This is a genomic window from Geofilum sp. OHC36d9 (assembly GCF_052400685.1).
Lineage (GTDB): Bacteria > Bacteroidota > Bacteroidia > Bacteroidales > Marinilabiliaceae > CAZHHH01.
Map to the genome: position 1 here is coordinate 53,321 of NZ_JBQTGJ010000006.1, position 19,507 is coordinate 72,827.

The 19,507-nt window shown below is 43.3% G+C and carries 14 protein-coding genes; 7 read left to right on the forward strand and 7 right to left on the reverse strand.

Going from position 1 to position 19,507, the window contains the following annotated elements:
• Window positions 1-2: 2 nt before the first annotated feature.
• The 4 genes from ACT3CD_RS08375 to rffA are packed head-to-tail and all read left to right on the forward strand — an operon-like array spanning window position 3 to window position 3,143.
• A complete protein-coding gene (locus ACT3CD_RS08375) occupies window positions 3-365 on the forward strand; it encodes an EamA family transporter (protein WP_444644737.1) in 363 nt (120 codons plus the stop codon).
• Window positions 362-1,297, forward strand: a complete 936-nt coding sequence (locus ACT3CD_RS08380; protein ID WP_444644739.1) for a glycosyltransferase family 2 protein — start codon at window positions 362-364, stop codon at window positions 1,295-1,297. Before ACT3CD_RS08375 ends, ACT3CD_RS08380 begins: the two co-directional genes overlap by 4 nt.
• Window positions 1,294-1,989 carry a GNAT family N-acetyltransferase gene (locus tag ACT3CD_RS08385; RefSeq protein ID WP_444644741.1) on the forward strand — a complete coding sequence of 232 codons (696 nt, stop codon included), beginning with the start codon at window positions 1,294-1,296 and terminating at the stop codon, window positions 1,987-1,989. The genes ACT3CD_RS08380 and ACT3CD_RS08385 overlap by 4 nt, the downstream gene beginning before the upstream one ends.
• An 11-nt stretch (window positions 1,990-2,000) precedes the next feature.
• Window positions 2,001-3,143: a dTDP-4-amino-4,6-dideoxygalactose transaminase gene (rffA, locus tag ACT3CD_RS08390; protein WP_444644743.1), complete on the forward strand. Its 1,143-nt coding sequence runs from the start codon at window positions 2,001-2,003 to the stop codon at window positions 3,141-3,143.
• A gap of 1,062 nt (window positions 3,144-4,205) precedes the next feature.
• On the opposite strand, the gene ACT3CD_RS08395 is transcribed toward rffA, so the two are convergent.
• From ACT3CD_RS08395 to ACT3CD_RS08410, 4 genes are all read right to left on the reverse strand, one after another.
• The gene (locus tag ACT3CD_RS08395) at window positions 4,206-5,273 is read right to left on the reverse strand and encodes a family 16 glycosylhydrolase (protein WP_444644744.1); all 1,068 of its coding nucleotides are present in this window, start codon (window positions 5,271-5,273) and stop codon (window positions 4,206-4,208) included.
• A gap of 56 nt (window positions 5,274-5,329) precedes the next feature.
• A complete protein-coding gene (locus tag ACT3CD_RS08400) occupies window positions 5,330-6,292 on the reverse strand; it encodes an Ig-like domain-containing protein (protein ID WP_444644746.1) in 963 nt (320 codons plus the stop codon).
• 112 nt (window positions 6,293-6,404) lie between these two features.
• Complete coding sequence (locus ACT3CD_RS08405) at window positions 6,405-7,988, reverse strand: RagB/SusD family nutrient uptake outer membrane protein (protein ID WP_444644748.1); 1,584 nt, start codon at window positions 7,986-7,988, stop codon at window positions 6,405-6,407.
• 31 nt (window positions 7,989-8,019) lie between these two features.
• Window positions 8,020-11,190, reverse strand: a complete 3,171-nt coding sequence (locus ACT3CD_RS08410; RefSeq protein ID WP_444644750.1) for a SusC/RagA family TonB-linked outer membrane protein — start codon at window positions 11,188-11,190, stop codon at window positions 8,020-8,022.
• A 616-nt stretch (window positions 11,191-11,806) separates the two neighbouring features.
• Between ACT3CD_RS08410 and ACT3CD_RS08415 the strand changes: the two genes are divergently transcribed.
• On the forward strand, window positions 11,807-12,847 hold the full coding sequence (locus tag ACT3CD_RS08415) for a glycosyltransferase family 4 protein (RefSeq protein WP_444644761.1): 1,041 nt from the start codon (window positions 11,807-11,809) through the stop codon (window positions 12,845-12,847).
• Between the two features lie 6 nt (window positions 12,848-12,853).
• Here ACT3CD_RS08415 and asnB read toward each other — a convergent pair whose 3' ends face one another.
• Together asnB and ACT3CD_RS08425 are read right to left on the reverse strand one after the other, a co-directional pair.
• Window positions 12,854-14,719 carry an asparagine synthase (glutamine-hydrolyzing) gene (gene asnB / locus ACT3CD_RS08420; RefSeq protein WP_444644763.1) on the reverse strand — a complete coding sequence of 622 codons (1,866 nt, stop codon included), beginning with the start codon at window positions 14,717-14,719 and terminating at the stop codon, window positions 12,854-12,856.
• Window positions 14,720-15,036: 317 nt separating this feature from the next.
• Window positions 15,037-16,209, reverse strand: coding sequence for a glycosyltransferase (locus ACT3CD_RS08425; RefSeq protein WP_444644764.1), 1,173 nt, complete (start codon window positions 16,207-16,209; stop codon window positions 15,037-15,039).
• Between the two features lie 330 nt (window positions 16,210-16,539).
• On the opposite strand from ACT3CD_RS08425, the gene ACT3CD_RS08430 reads away from it, so the two are divergent.
• Window positions 16,540-17,838, forward strand: a complete 1,299-nt coding sequence (locus tag ACT3CD_RS08430; protein WP_444644766.1) for a M18 family aminopeptidase — start codon at window positions 16,540-16,542, stop codon at window positions 17,836-17,838.
• 156 nt (window positions 17,839-17,994) lie between these two features.
• Here the strand turns inward: ACT3CD_RS08430 and ACT3CD_RS08435 are convergent, their stop codons facing one another.
• The gene (locus ACT3CD_RS08435; RefSeq protein WP_444644768.1) at window positions 17,995-18,126 is read right to left on the reverse strand and encodes a hypothetical protein; all 132 of its coding nucleotides are present in this window, start codon (window positions 18,124-18,126) and stop codon (window positions 17,995-17,997) included.
• A gap of 616 nt (window positions 18,127-18,742) precedes the next feature.
• Between ACT3CD_RS08435 and ACT3CD_RS08440 the strand changes: the two genes are divergently transcribed.
• Complete coding sequence (locus tag ACT3CD_RS08440) at window positions 18,743-19,507, forward strand: phosphatase PAP2 family protein (protein WP_444644770.1); 765 nt, start codon at window positions 18,743-18,745, stop codon at window positions 19,505-19,507.

Genomic DNA, 19,507 nt, shown 5'->3' on the forward strand with positions numbered 1-19,507 from the left:
CCATGGGCTATCTATATATTTTTGGCTGCATTCTCTTCACCGTTTACGGGCAATTGGTGTTAAAATGGCGCATCAACCTTAAAGGTGCGTTACCGCCCCACTTCTCCGATATGCTGCTGTTTATGGCCAGACTGTTTCTTGATCCGTGGCTGGTGAGCGGCTTTGCGGCAGCATTTATCGCCAGCCTCTTCTGGATGGCGGCCATGACCAAATTCGAAATTTCATTTGCCTACCCGTTTATGAGTCTCTCATTTATTTTAGTATTTATTCTGAGTATTGCTATCTTCGGAGAAACATTTACCTGGGGTAAAATAATCGGTCTGGCACTGATTATTGCAGGTATCTTTGTAACTGTAAAACTATGACTGACATTAAATTTTCGGTGGTTATACCATTATACCGATGCCATAAAGCCATTGCGGAACTCACCGCCCGCCTGATTAAGACACTGGCATCAATCGATCCTGCCTTCGAAATTATTTATGTAAACGATGCCAGCCCCGACAACGACTGGGATGAAGTGATGAAGGCCGCGACGACAGACCCACGAATCAAAGGCATTAACCTGTCACGTAATTTTGGCCAGCACTATGCCATAACCGCAGGATTACATTATGCCACCGGCAGTTGGGTGATTGTAATGGATGGCGACCTGCAGGACCGCCCCGAAGAGATCACGAAACTGTGTAACAAAGCCGACGAAGGCTACGACATTGTGCTGGCCAGACGAACACAACGTCAGCACTCGCTATTCAAAAGAAGCGCCTCTAAATGGTTTTATAAAACACTGGCCTATCTTACCGGTACCGAACAGAACTCCGAAATCGCCAACTTCGGCATTTATCACCACAAAGTCATTGATGCAATCCTGTCGATGAATGATAAAACACGCTATTTCCCTACAATGGTGCGATGGGTTGGCTTTCGGCGAACAGAAGTGGCGGTGCAACATGCAGCACGTCACGACGGGAAAAGCAGCTATAGCCTCAAGGCTTTAATTAACCTGGCCCTTAACACGATACTCTCATTCTCCGACAAGCCATTGCGGCTGACTGTTAAGCTGGGTATCTCCATATCCGCACTGTCGTTTCTGCTTGCCGCCATCACACTGGTGAGAACCTTTACCGGACAGATCACCGTGAGCGGATACAGTAGTATGATCATATCAATCTGGTTTTTATCCGGTATCATCATCACGCTCATGGGGATGCTGGGGCTATATATTGGTCGTATTTTTGACCAGGTTAAAGACCGCCCCACTTTCATTGTGCAACAAACCATAAACATCGACAAATGATTCAATATCTGGACTGGGATTCCCGTTTCTTTGAAAAGAAAATCGGAAAATCAGAATCTGAGATCCTGACAAAGGCTTCGCTAAAAACCTTATTAAAAGAGAAATCGACCGAAGGGTATGATCTGATTTATCTTTTTACCACACAAACCGATCATGAGGCTGAAGTGATACTCAACAACAGACATTGTCCGGTGTTGGATCACAAAATAACCTATGTCATCGACAATATTCAGGGCCCGGCGACAACCGCACCATTTATCACGCACTACAAAGGACCGCTAACTGAAGATTTGCTTCGGCTGGCCGTTTTAAGCGGGCACGAAAGCCGGTTCCGCAAAGACAGATTTTTAAGCCCCAAATTTGAATCGTTATATACACAGTGGATCTCCAAATCACTTTCAGGCCAGTTGGCCGATGTCGTGCTCATAGCAACAATTAACAATACCATAAAAGGGTTTGTGACCATCAAAAAAAAATCCCTACACGGACAAATTGGACTGATTGCCATCGATCCGGCCGTGCAAAAACAGGGTATTGGCACAGAACTGATGAAGGCGGCCCATAACTGGTACTACCAAAACCACCTGACAAACGCTTTTGTTACCACGCAACTGACCAACACGGGCGCGTGCCGATTATATGAAAAATCGGGTTATTCGGTATATAACACCCAATTAATCTATCATCTGTAAACTTATTCACCATGATTCCTTTTAATAAACCCCATATCACCGGCAAAGAAGTACACCACATTTATGGGGCTGTAGCCACCGGCCATATCAGTGGCAATGGTAAATATACCAGGCTATGCCAAAACTATTTTGAAGAACGCTGGGGCTTCAAAAAAACATTACTCACCACCAGTTGCACCGATGCACTGGAGATGGCAGCTCTGTTGCTGAACATTGAGCCGGGCGATGAAGTCATTCTCCCTGCCTATACATTCGTCAGTACGGCCCTGGCATTTGTCCGACAAGGGGCCATCTTACGTTTTGTCGATAGCCGCACCGATCGCCCGGGTATGGATGAGGCACAGATAGAAGCACTCATCACCCCCAAAACAAAAGCCATCGTGCCGGTTCATTATGCAGGTGTAGCCTGCGATATGGATGCCATAATGGCCATTGCCCAACGCCACCATCTTTTTGTAGTAGAAGATGCCGCGCAAGCTGTAGATAGCTATTACCGCAAAAAGCCACTGGGCACCATGGGCCATTTAAGCTGTTTCTCATTTCACGAAACGAAAAATATCCAGTGTGGCGAAGGCGGTTTATTGGCCATCAACGACGAACAATTCATCAAACGCGCCGAAATACTGTGGGAAAAAGGAACCAACCGAGCCGAATTCTTTCGTGGCGAAGTCAACAAATACGGTTGGGTAGACACAGGTAGCAGCTTTTTACCGGGCGAAATAACAGCCGCTTTTCTGTGGGCTCAACTCGAAGAGCTGGATAAAATACAAACCCGGCGTAAAGAAATATGGCATCATTATTTTAATGGGTTGCAAAAATGGGCCGTCAACATGAAGGTTCAACTGCCACTTATACCCGATAATGCCACCATAAACGGACACATGTTCTTCCTGGTGTGTCCCGATGCCACGTTTCGGTCCAGCCTGATCGACTATTTAAAGAAAAACGACATATACAGCGTATTTCATTATTTAAGCCTACACAAAAGCCCTTATTACAAAGACAAATACCAGGGACCCGAATTGCCCCAATCCGACCACTATTCCGATTGTCTGGTGCGACTGCCACTCTTTTATGACTTAACAAACGAAGAACAACAATATATTATCGAAACCATCACGAGATTCAGTGAGCAGGGAGCAGTATTCAGTTAGCAATGATAAATCAATATCGTTATATTAAACCGAAAAGGACAAAACCATCAGAAAAAAAATAACATCGAATTTGATGGGGATTTGGTTAAAATTTAATTCCGGCTATAGCCCTTTCAGGGCAATCTTCACGACGTATATAACCACACAGGGCGTTGCCCTGCGCTATTGCTATAAGGCTTTCAGCCTTAATCCATAAATAATAAAATTGCGTGGTTCACACTTCACTGAGGCGGATATAAAATTCCAACCAACAAAAAACTTATCTAAGCCCCATCGATAACGCGATAGCCCAAAATTCCAAACAACAAAATCAGGGTTTGCCATCCGCCTCAAGAAAAAGCCAGCGCGGCTTGAGCTCAAAAAAACAACCACTCTTAAGCCCTGAAAGGGCGACAAGCAACAGCATAGGGCAACGCCCTATGAATAAATATAAATAACGTAAAACATTTGCCCTGAAAGGGCTAAAGCCAAACGACGTAAGCCCGACCCCCTAACCCCTCCAGAATTATTCTCTTTAATTAGCTATATCTGCTAAATTCGCAATCAAACATCTCCACCATTACAATCCAATACGGCTATAGCCCTTTCAGGGCAATCTTCACGACGTATATAACCACACAGGGCGTTGCCCTGCGCTATTGCTATAAGGCTTTCAGCCTTAATCCATGAATAACAAAATTGCGTGGTTCACACTTCACTGAGGCGGATATAAAATTCCAACCAACAAAAAACTTATCTAAGCCCCATCGATAACGCGATAGCCCAAAATTCCAAACAACAAAATCAGGGTTTGCCATCCGCCTCAAGAAAAAGCCTGCACGGCTTGAGCGCAAAAACACAACCACCCTTAAGCCCTGAAAGAGCGACAAGGAATAACATAGCCTAACGCAAAAATTGGAAACTTCTTACAAACACTAATTAGTGCCTGTCCATAAACTAAGTGTTTGAAATATAAAGCTCAAATTTAAGGCTTGTGAAGTCATAAAAATCAAGGAGTTTACTTTTCGTAAATAACTGTTTTTATAACAAGCGTAACGCAAAAGTTGACTTTATATACAAACACTAATTAAGCTGATAAACTCTGATATAATCAATTTGATACAGCACAGGACTATCAAACATGGTATCATCAACCCCTTGAAGACCACCCCAGGAGCCACCAATGGCAAGGTTTAAAATAAAAAAGAAATTATCGTTAAAGGGCCAGTCTCCAGAATCTATCAGCTGTTGAGTTTCCCCAAATGTAGCCGTCTCTGAACCATCAACATATATATGAATACGGTCGTAGCCCATTATTTCATTTTCAACCCATTCCATTGTAATAATATGGAAGTCATCGGCCACATCATCCTCAAAAGTTTGATAGCTATGTTGGTTCTGACCATTCATGCCATTTTTATTTAAAGTATGAAGTGCACAGTGAAATGTTTTTGGGTCATATCCAACATGCTCCATAATATCTATTTCACCGGCTGCGGGCCAATCACCATATCCAAGCATCCAAAAAGCCGGCCAGGTACCTGTTCCCTTAGGCACTTTCAGCCTGATTTCAACTTTTCCGTATTTAAAATCCCGTTTATTTTTAGTCGTTATCCGGGCTGAAGTATAGGACTTACCAAGATAGTTTTCTTTTCTCGCTTCAATCGTCAGCAAACCATCGGCAACCCTCAGATTTTCAACCCTATCGGTATAATATTGTTCTTCATTGTTGCCACCGCCATTGCCATTTATTTCAATGTTCCAGTGATCCATATTGAGGGCGTCACCTTCAAATTCCTCAGCCCAAGCCAATTGGTACTCTCTTTCGGGTACGGTAATGATACATGAATCTGAATATTCACCTATTTGTACATAAATAGTAGCTTTTCCACCGGATAAAGCAGTCACCTTTCCAAAAAAGACCTCGGCAACTGTTTCATTATTGGATGACCAAACAACAGTTGAAGCATTTGAAGGTGATTCTATTATACTAAGAGTTGCTGACGCCCCTACAGTAAGCGTAAGTTCATTGACATCTAATTTCAACTCGTTTATGTCTGTATCGTCATCTTTTTTCGAGCATGCTCCTCCCTGGATCGCAGCAATGAGGCATAATAACAGAACGATTCTTAAACGATATTGGCTTATCATAATTATTTAGTTTAAAGGGGGAAGAGCAGGCTCTTCTCCCTTAATTTTTGAAGTAATTATTTTTTATAAAAGAACATTGCATCCAGATCCAAAGTCGTTCCAGAAGTGCCTCCGGCTAATACTTCCAACACATTGTTATTAGAAAAAGTGTTGCTATAGAACAAGCCCAATTCATTTAATTTGGTCACCGGAATTTCGATGCTGTGCCATTCATTATCACGGGTAAAATCAGCATAAGGCTCAAAACTTGAATCGCCATCCACAAAAACAGAACTGCCGATACAAATGCCCACACTGCTTTCACCATCTTTAAATTTGAAAAGATATGAAGATGTTTCCTGAGCACTCTTGAGCGCCACATGAAAGACATAATCCTGCGGGTTAGCATACAAATCAGTCATGTCAATTACACCAAAATCATCGCCAACAAAAAAACCGGCACCTGACCAACCCACATTTGATACAACAAGGCTAACCCAACTTTCGGCCTGACCATAAAAATTAAGACCACTGGGGCTTCCGGTAATTAAGGTACTCTCCCAAACATACAAGAACTTGGTCTCTTCGTTGGGACGCAGGTCAACAACCACTTTGTCTTTAATATATTCATAAGTTGAGGCATCCAGTTGAATGGGGTAATAGTTACTTCCCTGCAAAGACTCAGGCAGGTCGTCGGCATCCAGTTGCTGTGGCATAATTTCTATTTCACAGGAAGCAGAATAAATGCCATGAGAGGCCACAACAGTGGCTGTACCGATTTTAAGACCTGTAACCACACCATCTGCAACAGCAGCAATGGTCGGATCTGAAGAAGTCCATGTAATATCACCTTCAGCGCCTGCGGGCTCTAAGGTAGCTATTAAAACAGCAGCCGACTCTAATTCGATCTCTAAAGAATCGGAATCCAGACTTATACCAGTGACTTCAATTGTTTCGTTATCATTGTCATCGTCACTACAACTGGCAAGCATTAAAACAGCAAAGCTTAATAAAGCCATAAATAATGTTTTCATTTTCATCTGTAAAAAATTTAAAAATTAAGGCCGGATGGAACTCGCATGATGAATTTACACCCGTGATTTTGATTTAACGAATCATGCTCGTTTCATAAATTAAAGATTTAGTTTATCACTAATAATATGGATTTTGTTTCATCGCATTTAATTCTATTTCCTGGCTGGGTATAGGCATAAGTTCATGCTTTCCTTCAATGAATTCGGCCATTTGATTTTGAACGGCCTCTGTTTCGGTCAATTTATAAGCATCCATAATTTCCTTGGCGATACCCCAACGACAGATATCATACCAGCGGTGACCTTCCATGGCTAATTCCACACGGCGTTCATGACGAATCGCGTCACGTAAATCATCTTTTGTGTCAGCGTAGCCACCGTAATTTGGGAATTCGGGAAGAATAGAAGAATTGCCGTTCCTGGCCCTGTTACGTACGCGTTCAAGCGCTGTTTTGGCCTCTGTTAAGTCGCCTAATTCGCAACAAGCTTCGGCATACATTAATAATACATCGGCATAACGAATCTCGATACGGTTGAGCGGTCCCCGGGAAGGATGATCCAAAGGAATAGCATTTCCACTTCCATCGTACATTCCTGTTTTATTGTTTAGATACCGTGACCCCAGGTATATTTCCTGATCGGGATTTTCTATTTGGTCATCAGTAGGATTCAGTATTGTTACATCGCGCCTCGGATCATCTGCTTCGTATTCATCATAAAGATTTTGAGTCGGCTTGTTAAAGCCCCAGCCTCCGCCTAAAAGAGATGATCGTGAGCGTGTTAGTATAGTCGTAAAGGTCCCCCTTGAATATCCATTTCCGCCTTCACCGTTAGAGCCTCCATAATCGCTGGTTGGATCATCGGCATATTGTATCTCAAAAACCGATTCAATACCATTTTCGCCTTCCAATGTAAAATTATCGGCATAATTACTACAGAGGTCATATTCACCTGATTGTAAAATAGAATCGCCCCAAATTCGGGCTTCGCTATATTTTTTTAAATATAAATTTGTTTTAAGCAACATGGCCTGAGCTGCCCCTTTGGTAGCTCTGCCAAGATCCCCTGCGTTGTATTTACTTTTATCCCAAAGAAGATTATTGGCATCCGCCAGGTCCGTAATAATAAATTTGTAAATCTTATCAACTGTCGCACGCGGCTGTTGCCAGTCTTCTGATGATTCAATAACATAATCGACTAACGGGACACCCCCAAAAACTCTGACAAGACGGAAGTAATATAAAGCGCGCAGAAATTTCAACTCGCCCAACAGCCGCTTTTGGACAGCAAAAGTCATTACCGAATCCAACTCGATGAGAGGCACTTCCGCAAGTCCCAGATTACAACGTCCTATTCCTTGATATTGTGACCTATAATAGTCAAGCAATAAACCATTGTTAGCAATGGTTTTAAAATTTTCCATATCGTAAACATCAGCCATATCGCTGATATTTTGTCCTCCTTTAAGTGCGTCATCCGAAACTATATCGCCAATAAAAAATTCACTGAAATAGGTATAATTATATTCCCACATCATTGGCACGTATGCTGCGTTTGTTGTGTGAATGCCTGTAGTGCCAGACGTGTAATAGTCCTGTAGTTCAGTTACGGCAGGCTCCGGCTCTGTCAACCATGATTCGCATGAAGCAACAAACAGAGCAATAACTATCGGTATTATTATTTGTATTTTATAGGTTCTCATTCTTTTGAATATTTTTAAGTCCGTTGAGAAATCAGAAATCTAAATTAACACCCATGGTGATAGTACGGGCCTGAGGGTAGTTACCATAATCGATGCCGCTGCCTATTTCGGGATCGTAGCCGGAGTATTGCGTAAAAGTGAGCAGATTGCTACCACTGACGTAAAAACGACAGCGGTTAATGCCATATCGTTGCGACAACGATTTAGGTAAAGTGTAACCCAACTGTATATTTTTTAACCTTAAGTAGGCACCACTTTCAACCAGCCGGTCAGACGTCTCACTATTCATAGGGCTGCCAGTTGGATTGGGAATAGTCCCATCGGGATTAATTAAATCACTCCAGTTTACACCGTAATTGGCCATGCTCTGCTTAATGGCATCGGAATAATCGACCCAAACATTGCGCATTGTAGTACTAAGTGTAGCTTCATTACCAGAACCTTCAGTACGATGACGCACAGCGTTGTAAATTTCATTGCCGTATACACCCTGAAAAAAGATTTGCGCATCCCAGCCTTTATATTCAGCGCTAAGGTTGATTCCGTATGTTAGCCAGGGGAACGGGTTTCCGATGTCCGTTTTATCATAATCATCTATAATGCCATCAGGAGTTCCGTCGGGACCGCTTAAATCAGTGTAACGAGCATCACCGGCATGCACCCCAATTTCAGAAGCCGAATAGCCCGACAGGTGTTTCAGAGCTTCCTCGTCAGAGCCGTATACGCCCTCATATTTATAGCCCCATAACGTATATAAAGCTAAACCTTCGTCACTTAAAGTCCGGTCACCATATACAGGACTTCCACCATTCAATGCGGTTAACTCATTTTTAATAAATGAGACATTGCCGCCAATATTATAATCGAAATCACCAATGGTTTTATGATGACCTAAAACTATTTCAAGGCCTTGATTACGTACTGTTCCCACATTATTTAACGGGTCAAAACGATTACCTACCTGAGCCGGAGCTTTTACGCTGAGCAACATATCTTTGGTGTCACGTATAAAGCCGTCGATGCTTCCATTTATAAATCCATTGCGAAAACCAAAATCAACACCGGCACTCCACTGTTCTGTCGTCTCCCATTTACCACCATTATTGGCATAAGTTAAAACGGTTGAACCGTATGCTAATGTCTGCGTGGTTCCCAAAGGATAGCCTGTGAAAACATTATTGCTTTCGCTGATTGTCGTCACAAAACTTCCCGACGCTATTTTATCATTCCCAATCTGGCCCCAGCCTAACCGAAGCTTCAGATAATCAATAAATGAATAATGACTCATCCATTCTTCTTCACTTATTCGCCAGGCCAATGCTGTAGAAGGAAAATAGCCCCACACATTTTCGGAGAATTTGCTGGATCCGTCTGCCCGAAAATTCATTGTCACCATGTAACGATCATCGTAGGAATAATGAGCACGTCCCAAAAGAGAGAATAAACGGGTTCTTGATACGCCATCAGATGATTCAGTCCTATTTTCTGTGGTTTGCGATAAATACCAATTTTCCTCTACAGGATTTAGAATAGAAGAACCCGAACCACCCATCGAATAGTAATTATATTCTTCGGAAGTTTGACCGGCCATCAAATTAAAGTTGTTTTTTTTCACACTAAAATTATAACTGGCAATATTCTCCACAATAATGGTACGCATATGTTCCATCGTGCTTGACAAAAAATTATCGGTTCGCTGATCATAGTCTGAATACTTATAGGCTTCATAAAATGAACGATCTCGATTATTAGACAAATCCATATTTATAGCGCTCCGCCATTTGAATCCTTTAAACGGTGTCAATTCAAGATAAACATCACCCACCCATCGTTCAACCACATTTTCAGGATTAGAATGAGACAACATCGAAAATGGGTTAATCACATTTTTGAAATTAGATGCGGCCGATATTTGACCACTTAAATCTTCACCCAAATTATTAATTGAGCCTTCCGGATAATGAGTCGGATCCCAGGGAGCCATAGCTATTGCAGCCGATAAAATGGATGCACCGGGGCTGGAATTGTTATACATGGCATTGCGGCCGGTAGAATTGACGAACGACAAATTCTCACCAATTTTCAACCATTTTTTAACTTGTGAAGAGGTGTTAACACGAAGTGTCAAACGTTCATAATCGGATCCTTTAATAGTGCCTTGTTGGTTAAAATAACTGCCGCTTACAACATAGGTAGTATTCTCATTTCCACCACTAAAAGAGATATAATAATCCTGAATCTTGGCATTTTGTTTAAAAACTTCATCCTGCCAATCGGTTTCCACCGAAGAATAATCCATGCCATAAAGGTTGCTGCCTGATTGCAAAATCGGATAGTAAGGTGAAGAGCCGATATTTTCTTTCATCCACGCGTTAAAACCGTTATTTGCATAATTAGCAATGGTTGAAGCCTTGGAATTTATCCGCATTAATGTTTCTGCAAATTCGTTGCTTTTCATTAAATCTAATTTATTCCATCGGTTTTGCACACCGGCGTAAGAGTTGACCGCTATCTTTGACATCCCTTTGCTACCTTTTTGGGTCGTAACAAGAATTACCCCATTGGCACCCCGGGAACCATAGATAGCTGTGGCGGAAGCATCTTTCAAAACTTCTGTCGACGCAATATCGTTAGGACTTAAAAATGAAATATCATCGACAATCATACCATCCACCACATAAATTGGGGAACTGTTATTTACCGTCCCGATACCACGTATCCGAATAACAGCCGCTTCCCCCGGCTGTCCACTATTAGCGTTTACGGTTACACCAGCCACTCGTCCCTGCAATGCCTGGTCGAGACCTGCTGCCGGAGTCTTCTGTAAATCGGCCGCTTTAACAGACGACACAGCACCTGTTAAATCACTTTTTTTCATGGAACCATACCCCACTGCTACAAATTCATCCAGTACATAAGCGTCCGTTTCCATTTTTAAGTTTAAGAAAGCATTGCTTGCAATTTTTTGTTCGATGGGTTTATAACCAATCATAGATATTGATAATACGGAATTGACAGGCACTCTTATATTAAAATTTCCGTTCACGTCGGTAATTGTACCATTGGTGGTTCCTTTAATTATAACAGTTGCACCTATTATCGGCAGATTATCGTCCAACCCGGTAATGTTCCCGGATATTTGCATATTTTGAGCACTCGCTAATTGCGCAACGGCTAAAAATATTAACAGTAATTTGTTCACTAATTGTAATTTAATCATAAATGGTTTGTCTATTTTGTTGTGTATTGGTTACAATATAATTATAGAACGTTTTTACATTTAATTTAAGTTAACAAAAGCAAACATAGACGTCATTTGTTAAAATATAATTAATAACAACTCTCTAAAACCTCACAGGTAAGTTATTTTCACCTCATAAAAAACTCACCATTATTTTATTTTAATACTATATATCAATATATTACAATCACGCAATACATCTACAGGAATTCACACAAGACGCACACTCAAATTATTTAGTATCTATATAATTTTTATATTTTTTCACAAAAACAACAAATGTATTTTTTCATAGAAGCAGCTAATAGCCGGGTTGCAACAGGGATTATAAAATAGTCAGGCAGTATTACTGAATAAAGCACAGTAAATTGGAGGCCAAAAGAGGAGTAATTGGTTCAACAAATCACAATGATCGCCGAACAGTCTACAATTTAAGCACACGCTTTTACGAACTAAACCAAAACGCTATTCGTCATAGAGGTGAGAACAAACCCTCCGGATTCAACCAAGCAAAAATGAAATAATAACATCTCCACGGCGTCAGTGATTTTTCTATCTTTACGCCAAATAATAAACCATGACCATACTATTTCTATATACAGAGCTGGCCAGTTATTTTCTGGCAGGCGTTAACGAATTGGTAAACAACGGTCACCATGTGCACATCGTCCGGTGGCCGGTGAATAAGGAAGCCCCATTCAAATTTCAGTTTCCCAAAAATGCAACCGTATACCAGCGCAATGATTACAATACCGCACAGCTCTTGCAACTGGCTACAGGGATTGAGCCCGACCTCATCATTACCAGCGGCTGGGTTGATAAAGGGTATTTAAAGGTAAGCCGTGCTTTTAAAGGGCGTATCCCCACCATTATGACCATGGACAACCAATGGTACGGCACGCCTCGACAAAAAGTCATGAAATGGCTGGCACCATGGCTGCTTCACCGTACCTTTTCGGATGCATGGGTCCCGGGACAGCCGCAAAAGATCTATGCACAGCATTTGGGCTTCGCCGACGATAAAATTGAAACCGGCTTTTACAGCGCCGATGTACCTCTCTTTGCCCCCGAAGCCAAATACAGAACCGAAAACGAAATATTTCCCCATCGGTTAATATACGTGGGACGTTACATACCTGCTAAAGGCATGGATTTGCTTTTTAAAGCCTGGATGGAATTGTGTGACGAAATAAACCACGACTGGGAACTTTGGTGTGTAGGCGCCGGCGAACTATACGATCAACGCCCCATACATGCTAAGATAAAACACCTGGGCTTTCTGCAGCCCGCCGAATTAAAAGAACAACTGCGACATGCCGGCGTATTTGTGCTGCCCAGTCGCTTCGAGCCCTGGGGCGTGGTGGTTCATGAAATGGCTGCGGCAGGCTTTCCCATGATTCTATCCGACGCCATTGGCAGTGCTGTCCGTTTTTTAAAACCCGGGACAAACGGTTATCTGTTCAAAAATGAGGATCTGAAAGCCTTAAAGACCGCCCTCAAAAACACCATTGAGTTACCCGATGAAAAACTTAAACAGATGGCCATCGAAAGTCACCATGCCGGCATCTCATATACCCCGGCAATGTGGGCCAAAAAAGTGGAGACATTAGGCCGTTAAAAATAGTCATCGGCCCACAACGGCCTTCTGCCACTCGGCCAATACCACCAAAGGCCAGATGCGCGAAAAAGTAACGGTAGGATCACCCTTTAAAAACCGGTGCCACAAATCCATGATGGCCCCCGGCTGAAACAGATCATTATCGGCCAGATGCGTCAGCCGCTCGTCGGCATAACTGCGAAGTTCATTCTTAAGCCAGTGCGACCAGGGAAAGACAAACCCCATTTTAGGCCGGTTGACGATGTAACCGGGTAATAACTCCGGCAAACTATCAACAAGCAATTTCTTGGGTGTGGTGGGATATTTCAGTCCGTCTGGCAACGACAACACATAGGCTATCAGCTCATGGTCCAAAAATGGCACTCGTAACTCCAACGCATGCGCCATACTCATCTGATCACTGTCGCGCAGCAACACATTCTGCATATAAGTGGACATCTCAGCCACCGACACACGACTGAGCAGATGGTGCGACAACTCCTCATTCCATCCACGCTCGTTGAGCCACTCAACCGGCAAATGCGACGGCAACGAACCTCGCTTTAACAAACCTGTTATTTGCGTGTCCATGAGCACCTGACGCGAAAAAGCAAAGGCACGGTTAAAACGATAGTCGGGCATAGACAACAAAGCCGCCATCTTCGATGAAGCCACCCCCGGACGTAACGATGTCAGCAGATGACCAGCCCCCCTGCGCAAGCCGGCAGGCAACTGCCACATGGCACGGTATTTATTCAAGGCTGCCATACGTTTAAAGATGGCATAACCGCCAAACACCTCATCACCTCCAAGGCCCGAAAGCGCCATATCAATACCGGCTTCTTTGGTCACCTTTGAGACAATCCAGGTATTTGGTCCATCGCCACTGGGATGATCCATACTTTTAAGGGCATCGGGCAAGAGCTCCAAAAAACGATCCGGCGACAACCTGATCTCATGGTGATCGGTGCCATGCATCCGGGCAATATAACGGGCATAACGCGCTTCGCTGTACGCCTCTTCGGCAAACGAAATATTGAAGGTTTTAACCTGTACTGACGACATCTTAGCCATTGCTCCGACAACAGCCGACGAATCAATACCACCCGACAAAAAAGCCCCAAAAGGTACATCAGCCACCAACCTTTTCTCCACAGCCTTGTAAAACAATTCACGCACCCTACGCGTCACTTCGCCGTAGTCAGACTCCCCGGCCGATTGTATGTCACAAATATCCCAATAACGCGAAACAGTCACCTTACGACTGCGCGTCTGGTACTGCAATATAGAAGCCGGCGGCAGCATCTTTACATCACGCAATATCGTATCGGGCGATTGCACCGTCTGATACCGCATATAATCGACCAATGATGCAGCCGATAGTTCACTGCTGACCAATCCCGATGCCAGCAAGGCTCTTATTTCTGATGAAAAGACCAGTCCCGAAGACGCCTCACTCCAGTACAATGGCTTGATGCCCATACGGTCGCGCACCAACGTCATCACCTCCTCCTGCCTATCCCAAATGGCAAAGGCAAACATACCATTTAACAGATTTGGCGTTTGCAGACCATAGCGACACCAGGCCGCCAGAAGGACTTCACTGTCGGAATTGGACTGATACGGATAATCTATTTGCTGACGAAGCTCGCGATAATTGTATATTTCACCATTAAACACCAGAATATACCGGCCACAATGGGATATCATAGGCTGATGCCCGGCAGCCGAAAGATCAATGATCGACAGTCGCCGGTGTCCCAACGTAGCCGGGCCTTCGTGCCATGCCCCTTCGTCATTGGGCCCCCGGTGCGACAACCGGTCGTTCATCTGTTGAATTATATCCCGGGCATTGACGATATCCGACCCTATAAATCCGTTAATTCCACACATAATTTATTATCCTAATTCAAACTCACCACATTCAAAAAATAACTACCGACGTCTCAACAACGATCGTCGATCTCTACTCCATTCCTTACTTAGTATCAACAAAAAAACTTCAATGCTTAATAAGAAATGTTCAAATTCAAGGCTTGCGAAGTCCGAAAAATGTGAGTTTACTCCTGTAAACGACCATTTTGAGGACAAGCGTAACGCCGAAGGTGGACTTTTCTTGCAAGCACTAATTAAGGCTGAAAGCCTTATAGCATCAGCACAGGGCAACGCCCTGTGTAATACGATGTAAACATTTCATTGCCCTGAAAGAGCTATAGCCTATCATGTCCAAACATTGACCTATACGTATTCAATAATTCATCGTTATGAATGGCTTTACTTCCCAACTCCCATGCACCATGCGCCCATTGGTTGTATGTGGTTTGATCCATCGCCGCCAGCTGCTCTATAATACGAATTAAAACAGTCGGTTCATCAATAGAAACGTCCCATCCAGCCTTTGTTTCGGCCAAATTCCGCCACGGCGTCTGGTCACTGATAATAACCGGACGACCGGCCATCAGACATTCCAAAATAACATGTCCAAAATTTTCGTGGTGTGTCGGCAACAAAAGGGCGTGATGATCCTGAAAAACAGACCGGATATCAGATGGCGCCAGAACCCCCTGATAACTTACTTGTATATGAGCCGGTAAGCTTCCCATTAAATCCAAACACTTTTCCCAATAGGCTGTATCGTCTGTGGGACCATAAATATCATACTTTACCGTCACATCCGAAGGCAATGAAGACAAAGCTTCGATTCCTTGCAGAAGATTCTTTTTACGATTAATGCGCGAAACAAAACAGAGCCGCAAAACCCCTTTATCCTTCACTATCGGTACAGGCGAAAAACAGCCTTCTTGCTTAACTGGCAGATTGGCCGCCTCGACCACCGTAGCATGCAAAGCAATTCTCTTTTTTATTTCAGCCGACTCCGTACCTGCCGTGGCATGCCATATAATATGACGATACAAGCCCAAAATCTTACACAATCGAAGATAATACAACTTCTTCGTTGATTTGATATCCAAAGCGCCTTGTCCCAGCATACCTCTGGGTGCAACTATTATGTCAGGGCACTTCAACAACCGGGCTGCCACAAGGGGCAACAACGAAAAGAGGGGCGAATAAATACCATTGATATACACCACATCCGGTTTCACAGCTTGTATCAGCTTACGCCATCGGGTTAGCGTAGCCCGGCCCTGTGACGCATACCAAACCTGAACCCCTGGCTGAAGATTGTTCCAGCTATCGGCCCTGACAGTTGTATAAGGCTCACTTTCGCCATACTCAGTATTTCGCGTTACAATATAAAAATCAAATTCAGCCGCCAGATGAGCCGTCATATTTGCCATCGATCGCACCGGACCACCCGCCTTATAACCGGGTAAGTACCAGTCAATAAATACCAGAATACGTTGTTTTCGTTGTTTTTCCATAGCTGTGGGTAAAGATACAGAATTTCAGAAAGCACCCGCCCCGTTATCTCAACAGGTTTAGATCGTCAATTAGTTTTTGCTGCCATAAAAGACGTTAACAAAAAGCAAAGGTTACACAGAAGGTGTCCTTTGACAGACAAACTCTCATTAACGAACAAAATTTAGCCTCAGTTCGTTATCTTTGTCTATAATAATCGAGAAAAATAACAGCCATGTAACCCAACAACAAATCATAACATATGAAACGACCATGATAAAGGATTTTTCACACAGGGAGATGATTATTTTCATGAGAGTTCCATGTGACCTAAACAAACGAATTATAAACACATGAAAAGTTCACAGCAATTAGCCCAGGATCTTCTGGATTTCATAAATCAAAGTGTTACCACCTACCACGCCGTCGCCGAAATAACAAAACGGCTCAATCAGGCCGGCTTTGAAGAACTAAAACTCGAAGATAGCTGGCAAATTAAAAAGGGTGGAAAATATTATACAACACGCAACGGCTCATCACTGTTTGCCTTTATTGTAGGACACGGCGAGCCCGAAGAAGAGGGCTTTCGTATTATCGCCTCTCACAGCGATTCTCCCACATTCAAAATAAAACCATCGCCCGACATTAATATTGACAACCATTTTATAAAGTTAAACACCGAAGTATATGGCGGACCTATTTTAATGACATGGCTCGACCGACCTCTCTCAATAGCCGGACGAGTGAGTCTGCGCAGTCAAAATCCGCTATACCCCAATAATCAGCTGGTCGATTTGGGCCGTCCGGTGGCCATCATTCCAAGCCTTGCCATCCACCTCAACCGGTCGGTTAATGAAGGTGTTGAATTGAACAAACAAATAGATATGTTGCCTCTCACAGGCATTGCGCAGGACGATGACGCTCATTTTCTGAAAAATGCGCTGGCCAAAGAATTAAATGTGACTATAAACGAAATCATTGATTATGACCTGACGCTATATGAACACCAAAAAGGGTGCTTCGTGGGTCTTAATAATGAATTCATCTCAAGCTCTCGTCTTGACAACCTGGCTATGGCGCATGCGTCACTGGAGGCCATCACCAATGCCCCTCAGGCCCCATTCACCCAAATGGTCGCCATTTTTGACAACGAAGAAGTGGGAAGCGTCACCAAACAAGGCGCAGGATCGCCCCTTTTCCGACACCTGTTTGAGCGTATTCTGACCCTTTTGGGGAAAAATGATGAAGCCACCCTCCGCACCATCTATAAATCGTTCATGGTTTCGGCCGATATGGCGCACAGCATTCACCCCAACCACCCCGAGAAACATGATCCTATATTACATCCTCTCATCAACAAAGGACCCGTCATAAAAATACATGCCAACCAAAAATACACCAGCGACGGCGACAGTACAGCCGTTTTTGAGATGTTCTGCCAAAAAGCAAATGTGCCCTGCCAGAAATTTGTCAACCGCTCAGATGCCAATGGCGGCTCCACACTGGGCAATATAAGCACCGGCCAATTGGAAATCCGATCGGTAGACGTCGGAAATCCCATGCTGGCCATGCATTCAGTGCGCGAGTTGGCCGGGGTAAACGACCAATGGTATATGACACGTGCCTTTCTCTCCTTTTTCAGTGAACAGTGAACAGAGAGCAGTCAACAGTTAGCAGTGAGCGATGAGCAGTGGCAGTGATAAATCAATATCGGATTGTTATCCCCTCAAAAAATCAAAACCATCAGGTTAAAATAACATCTAATTTCATGGTAACGTGATTAAAATCGGGTTCCGGCTATAGCCCCTTCAGGGCAATCCCCCATGACGTATACCACCACGCAGGGCGTTGCCCTGCGCTATTGCTATAAGGCCTTCAGCCTTAATCCATGAAACGACCATGATAAAGGGATTCTCACACAGGGGGATGATTATTTTCATGGGAGTTCCATCTGGTAACTAAAATCAAATTATAAACAGATGAATAACAGAATTACGAGAATCACATCCGATTTTAAAAAAATGACATCATTCATCGTAATCAGAAACATCTCCAAATAAAAATCATATTTCAATATTTTATTTCGCATCAGCCTGCGCGGCTAGAGCGCATAAAACAACCACCCGTAAGCCCTGAAAGGGCGACAAGCAATACGCCCTCTGAATCCAAATAACGAAAAAATTTGTTCTGTAAGGGCTAAAGCCAAACATATAACCGCCCCCACACTGGTGCGGATTTTTTAAATTCTAAAACCTAAAAAATCAAAACCATCAAAAGAAGATAACATCTAATTTCATGGTAACATGGTTAAAATAGAATACCGTCTATAATCATTTCAGGGCAACTTCCACCACCCTTACAACCACACAGAGCGTTGTCCGGTGCTATTGCGACAAGTCTTTCAGCCCTGATCTGCGACCAATATTACAAAACCACAAACGGCAAACATCGGTTTCTGTGGAAACAAAATTAGTATGATACCCGTTAAACCCAAATCAAAGATTAAAGCCCCCTTACCAATAACAAACGAATATTAACCATTACATTGATAAACTGATGAAACAGCCGATCATCCGCACCCTGACCTTTTTAATTATCTCATTACATCAACCCGTTTTTGGACAAACAGCATATCGCGATAGCACAAGAACTAAAACACAACTAAAATTTAATTACAAAGCACTAATTATTCCATCCGTAATGATCGGATATGGTTTTGTAGGGATGGAAAGTGATGGCATAAAAATCTGGAACTCGGAGATAAAAGAAGAACTCCGTGAAAACATCGACGAAAAAGCCACTATTGACGACTTTAGTCAGCATATACCGGCACTGTCGGTTTACGCACTAAATACCTTTGGCGTTAAGGGGAAACATAACATTAGAGACCGTACCATTATACTTGCCACTTCATATTTAATGATGTCGGCTGTGATTACCGGGTTGAAACAAACAGCAGGCATCAAACGCCCCGACGAAAGTTCTTATAACTCATTCCCTTCAGGACATACCGCCACCGCCTTTATGGGAGCCGAATTTTTGTGGCAGGAGTACAAAGATGTATCACCCTGGTATGGCCTCACAGGCTATGCCATTGCTGCCGGCACAGGCTTTTTCAGGATGTACAATGAACGTCACTGGATGACCGATGTGGCGGCAGGAGCCGGAATAGGCATACTAAGCACAAAAGCTGCTTACTGGCTTTATCCCTACATTAATGATAAAATTTTTCGTGGTAACAGACTAAAAAACACGGCATCGATGATTTATCCCTTTTACAACCACGAGCAATTAGGAATGACCTTATCACTCCGGTTTTAA

Coding starts and splice junctions, on each gene's coding strand:
- rffA (WP_444644743.1), top strand. CDS start 2,001: ATGATTCCTTTTAATAAACCCCATATCACCGGCAAAGAAGTACACCAC.
- ACT3CD_RS08400 (WP_444644746.1), bottom strand. CDS start 6,292: ATGAAAATGAAAACATTATTTATGGCTTTATTAAGCTTTGCTGTTTTA.
- ACT3CD_RS08425 (WP_444644764.1), bottom strand. CDS start 16,209: ATGGAAAAACAACGAAAACAACGTATTCTGGTATTTATTGACTGGTAC.
- ACT3CD_RS08395 (WP_444644744.1), bottom strand. CDS start 5,273: ATGATAAGCCAATATCGTTTAAGAATCGTTCTGTTATTATGCCTCATT.
- ACT3CD_RS08385 (WP_444644741.1), top strand. CDS start 1,294: ATGATTCAATATCTGGACTGGGATTCCCGTTTCTTTGAAAAGAAAATC.
- ACT3CD_RS08405 (WP_444644748.1), bottom strand. CDS start 7,988: ATGAGAACCTATAAAATACAAATAATAATACCGATAGTTATTGCTCTG.
- ACT3CD_RS08430 (WP_444644766.1), top strand. CDS start 16,540: ATGAAAAGTTCACAGCAATTAGCCCAGGATCTTCTGGATTTCATAAAT.
- ACT3CD_RS08440 (WP_444644770.1), top strand. CDS start 18,743: ATGAAACAGCCGATCATCCGCACCCTGACCTTTTTAATTATCTCATTA.
- ACT3CD_RS08435 (WP_444644768.1), bottom strand. CDS start 18,126: ATGAAAATAATCATCCCCCTGTGTGAGAATCCCTTTATCATGGTCGTT.
- ACT3CD_RS08380 (WP_444644739.1), top strand. CDS start 362: ATGACTGACATTAAATTTTCGGTGGTTATACCATTATACCGATGCCAT.
- ACT3CD_RS08415 (WP_444644761.1), top strand. CDS start 11,807: ATGACCATACTATTTCTATATACAGAGCTGGCCAGTTATTTTCTGGCA.
- ACT3CD_RS08375 (WP_444644737.1), top strand. CDS start 3: ATGGGCTATCTATATATTTTTGGCTGCATTCTCTTCACCGTTTACGGG.
- asnB (WP_444644763.1), bottom strand. CDS start 14,719: ATGTGTGGAATTAACGGATTTATAGGGTCGGATATCGTCAATGCCCGG.